Origin of the sequence: Thermosulfurimonas sp. (assembly GCF_015491435.1) — a bacterium.
In the GTDB taxonomy this organism is placed as follows: Bacteria; Desulfobacterota; Thermodesulfobacteria; order Thermodesulfobacteriales; family Thermodesulfobacteriaceae; genus Thermosulfurimonas_A.
This window is the reverse complement of sequence record NZ_WFVX01000182.1, coordinates 1-3283: the sequence shown is the minus strand read 5'-3', so window position 1 is coordinate 3283 and position 3283 is coordinate 1. Positions and strand designations below refer to the sequence as shown.

The 3283-nt window shown below is 60.1% G+C and carries 6 protein-coding genes and 2 pseudogenes; 6 read left to right on the top strand and 2 right to left on the bottom strand.

Annotated features, from left to right (window positions below; translation table 11 throughout):
• A partial coding sequence (locus F8J34_RS09835) for a prepilin-type N-terminal cleavage/methylation domain-containing protein (protein WP_363315437.1) occupies nucleotides 1–118 on the bottom strand: 118 nt, incomplete at its 3' end.
• Nucleotides 115–777 (bottom strand): bifunctional precorrin-2 dehydrogenase/sirohydrochlorin ferrochelatase, encoded by a 663-nt coding sequence (locus F8J34_RS08365; RefSeq protein ID WP_297058261.1) that lies wholly within the window; start codon nucleotides 775–777, stop codon nucleotides 115–117. The genes F8J34_RS09835 and F8J34_RS08365, both read right to left, overlap by 4 nt.
• A gap of 175 nt (nucleotides 778–952) precedes the next feature.
• Between F8J34_RS08365 and F8J34_RS08360 the strand changes: the two genes are divergently transcribed.
• The 6 genes and pseudogenes from F8J34_RS08360 to F8J34_RS09820 form a co-directional block, all read left to right on the top strand.
• Complete coding sequence (locus F8J34_RS08360; RefSeq protein ID WP_297058259.1) at nucleotides 953–1288, top strand: hypothetical protein; 336 nt, start codon at nucleotides 953–955, stop codon at nucleotides 1286–1288.
• Nucleotides 1275–1901, top strand: a pseudogene (gene deoC / locus F8J34_RS09830) (deoxyribose-phosphate aldolase); the annotation flags it as partial. The gene F8J34_RS08360 and the pseudogene deoC, both read left to right, overlap by 14 nt.
• Nucleotides 1902–1949: 48 nt before the next feature.
• The gene (gene rnhA, locus F8J34_RS09825; protein ID WP_363315436.1) at nucleotides 1950–2387 is read left to right on the top strand and encodes a ribonuclease HI; all 438 of its coding nucleotides are present in this window, start codon (nucleotides 1950–1952) and stop codon (nucleotides 2385–2387) included.
• 3 nt (nucleotides 2388–2390) lie between these two features.
• Nucleotides 2391–2954 (top strand): flavin prenyltransferase UbiX, encoded by a 564-nt coding sequence (locus F8J34_RS08350; RefSeq protein ID WP_297058254.1) that lies wholly within the window; start codon nucleotides 2391–2393, stop codon nucleotides 2952–2954.
• Nucleotides 2951–3151, top strand: coding sequence for a hypothetical protein (locus F8J34_RS08345; RefSeq protein WP_297058251.1), 201 nt, complete (start codon nucleotides 2951–2953; stop codon nucleotides 3149–3151). Before F8J34_RS08350 ends, F8J34_RS08345 begins: the two co-directional genes overlap by 4 nt.
• Nucleotides 3135–3283 (top strand): annotated as a pseudogene (locus F8J34_RS09820) (4-hydroxybenzoate octaprenyltransferase); the annotation flags it as partial. The gene F8J34_RS08345 and the pseudogene F8J34_RS09820, both read left to right, overlap by 17 nt.

Below are 3283 nucleotides of genomic sequence, written 5' to 3'. Positions count from 1 at the left end.
GATTATAGTGCACCCGCTGGATGAGAAGCCCCACCACCCCGGCTCCCAGACCCACCAGCACCCCCAGGATTACCAGAATGATGGCCAGCTCGATCAGGGTGAACCCGCGGGATTTCATCGGCTCACCGGAGAACAAACCGGTTCCGGAAGGGAGAGCCCTTCCTTTTCGGCCAGGGCCCGGACATAGTGCCAGTCACCGTTTCGGATCCATTCCGGAAGGGGGGAAAGGGCCAGGCGGGTGAAGAGGGCCCGGCGCTCCTCCTCGGAAAGCCCTCGGGCCATGATCTCCTCTCGCCAGCGGGCCATGAGTTCGAGATACACCTCCCATTCCGGCCCGAATTCCTCCTCCAGACGTTCACGAATCCTCCGGGCCGCGGCAGGACTCGCCCCGGAGGTGGAAATGGCCAGCTGCAACCGGCCCCGCTTTATCACCGAGGGAACAATAAAGGAACACCGCTCCGGACGATCCACCACGTTACAGAAGAGGCCCTTCTTTTCGGCCTCGGAAAACACCGCCTCCTGGACAGCCTGGTCATCGGTGGCGGCCACGCAGAGCCAGGCTCCGGAAAGATCCCCCTCGCGATAGGGGCGTCTTTCGAGCTCGATTCTTCCCTCCTCGGCCCACCGGGCTATGCGGGGCGTAACCTCCGGAGCGATGACCCGCACCCTGGCCCCGGCCTCAACCAGGGCCTCCACCTTGCGCTCCGCCACCTCCCCGCCCCCTACCACCACACAGAGCCGGCCCTCCAGGCGCAAAAAAACCGGATAGTACCTCATATCCCTATCATATCTTGAAGCCTCCGCCGGACAAGGGGTATGATGAAATATGTCCCGGGTGAAAAAGATCCCTCTCGGGAATTCCCAAAGAGAAAGTTTAGCCTATTATCGGAATCTTTCGCCGGAAGAATCCTGGCGTATTTTTCTTGCCCTGCAGAAGGAAGTAGCCCGGATTATGGGATGTTTGGTCAATTTAAACCCTAAAAATGCCAGGGCTTTACTTAAGACATTGAGGGATTTCGGCTTTAAGGATCCTGATCTTTCAGAAAAAGATTTACAGGAGGAGGGCTATATTGTTCAGCTGGGATATCCTCCTTGGCGAATCGATCTTCATCTGGGAAGCGAGATACCCTTTGAGGAACTCTGGAAAAGACACCGCATATTTCATTGGGACGAACTTGAGGTGCGGGTGGTTGATCTTGAAGATCTCAAGAGATTGAAAAGACTTTCTGGCAGAACCAAGGATCTTGCCGATCTCGAGTGTCTGGAGAGGATGCATGAAACCGATTAATCCCGCTCCCTATATCGAACACACCCTGCTTAAACCCACCGCTACCCAGAAAGACGTGGAAAGGCTCTGTGCCGAGGCCCGGGAATTGGGTATGGTCGGGGTGTGTGTGCCTCCGGTGTGGGTGCCGTTGGCCCGGAAGTGTCTTTCCGGAAGCGAGGTACGGGTGGTCACGGTGGTGGGTTTTCCCCTGGGGTTTGAGCCGGTGGAGATAAAAGTCGCTCAGGCCGAGCTTTACACGGATCTCGGGGCCCAGGAGCTGGACATGGTCCTGAATCTCGCCCTTCTCAAAGCCGGGGAGCTTTCCGGGGTCCTTTCCGAGGTGGAGGAGGTGGTACGGGCCGCGGAACCCGCCCCGGTAAAAGTGATCCTGGAGTGCGGCTATCTCACCGAGGCGGAAAAGAGGGAACTTTCCCGCCGGATTCCCGAGACCGGAGCGGCCTATCTCAAGACCGCCACCGGTTTCGGTCCGCAGGGGGCGAAACTGGAGGACGTACGTCTTCTCCGGGAGGCCTCCGGCGGGCGCATCCGGATCAAGGCCGCGGGGGGCATACGCACCCTGGATCAATGTCTGGGTTTCATTGAGGCCGGGGCCGAACGGATCGGGACCAGCTCCGGAGCGGATATCGTGCGGGAATATCTGGCCCTGACCCAGGGCCAGGCCCTGCCCGAGGTGGAGATCTTCGTGGACGGGGCCTGTCTGGGAAATCCCGGTCCCGGGGGGTTTGCCGCCCTTCTCCGCGCCCGGGGGCAGGAAAGGGTGATCACCGGGGGCGAGGAGGCCACCACCAACAACCGGATGGAGCTACGGGCCGCCATTGAGGCCCTCCGGGCCCTGAAACGCCCCTGCCGGGTGAGGATCCACACCGACTCCCGGTATCTCCTTCAGGGGGCCACCCAATGGCTTCCCCGATGGGAGAGGAGCGGCTTTCGCACCGCGGACAAAAAGCCGGTCAAGAACCGGGACCTCTGGGAAGAACTCGCCCGGTTGCTAAAAACCCACCGGGTGGAATGGGTATGGGTGGAGGGACATGCCGGGCATCCAGAAAACGAACGCTGCGACCGCCTGGCCCGGGAGGAAGCCAGGAAGAGGAAGACCTAGCCCATGGAACGAAAGCTTCTGGTAGGGATAACCGGAGCCAGCGGGGCCCCCTATGCGGTGGCCTTCCTCAAGCTTTTGAAACGGCTCGGGATAGGTAACCAGGTGGTGATCAGCCGGGCGGCAGAGGAGGTCCTGCGCCACGAGACCGGGCTCTCCCCCGAAGATCTACTACGCTTCACGGAGAGGGTCTTCCGGGAGGACGAACTTTCCGCCCCTCCGGCCAGCGGATCTGCTCCGTACCGGGGGATGGTCATCATCCCCTGCTCCATGGGAACCCTCTCGGCGGTAGCCCATGGAGCGGCCCGGAATCTCCTGCAGCGGGCCGCGGATGTCATGCTCAAGGAGAGAAAACCCCTGGTTCTGGTGGTGCGGGAGACCCCTTTCAACCTCATCCACCTGCGAAACATGCTGGCCGCAGCCGAGGCCGGGGCCACCATCTATCCGGCCATGCCGGCCTTTTATCATCGTCCCCAGGATCTCCAGGAGATGGTAGAATTTTTCGTGCAGCGTCTGGCCGAGTTTCTGGGCCTTGAAGTCCGGGACCTCAAGCGATGGGAGGGTCTATGATCAAAAAATACCGCACCCTGGAGGAGGCCACCGCGGATCTTCCCGCCTTTCTCCTTCGTTTACGCGGGAAAAGGCCCGGGGTCATTCGACCCCTGATTCGCTATCCCCGGGGGATAAAAAAGTTCAGGACCCTTGAGGAGGCCCAATGGGATCGGGAACAACGATTGCTGGAGCAGGAGGATGCTGTTGAAGATTAAATACCTTATGGAGATGATCAAATTCGAGCATACCATCTTTGCCCTGCCCTTTGCCTATACCGGGGCGGTGCTTGCGGCCCGGGGGTTTCCGGACTTAAAGACCGCACTTCTCATTCTGGGCTGTATGGTAGG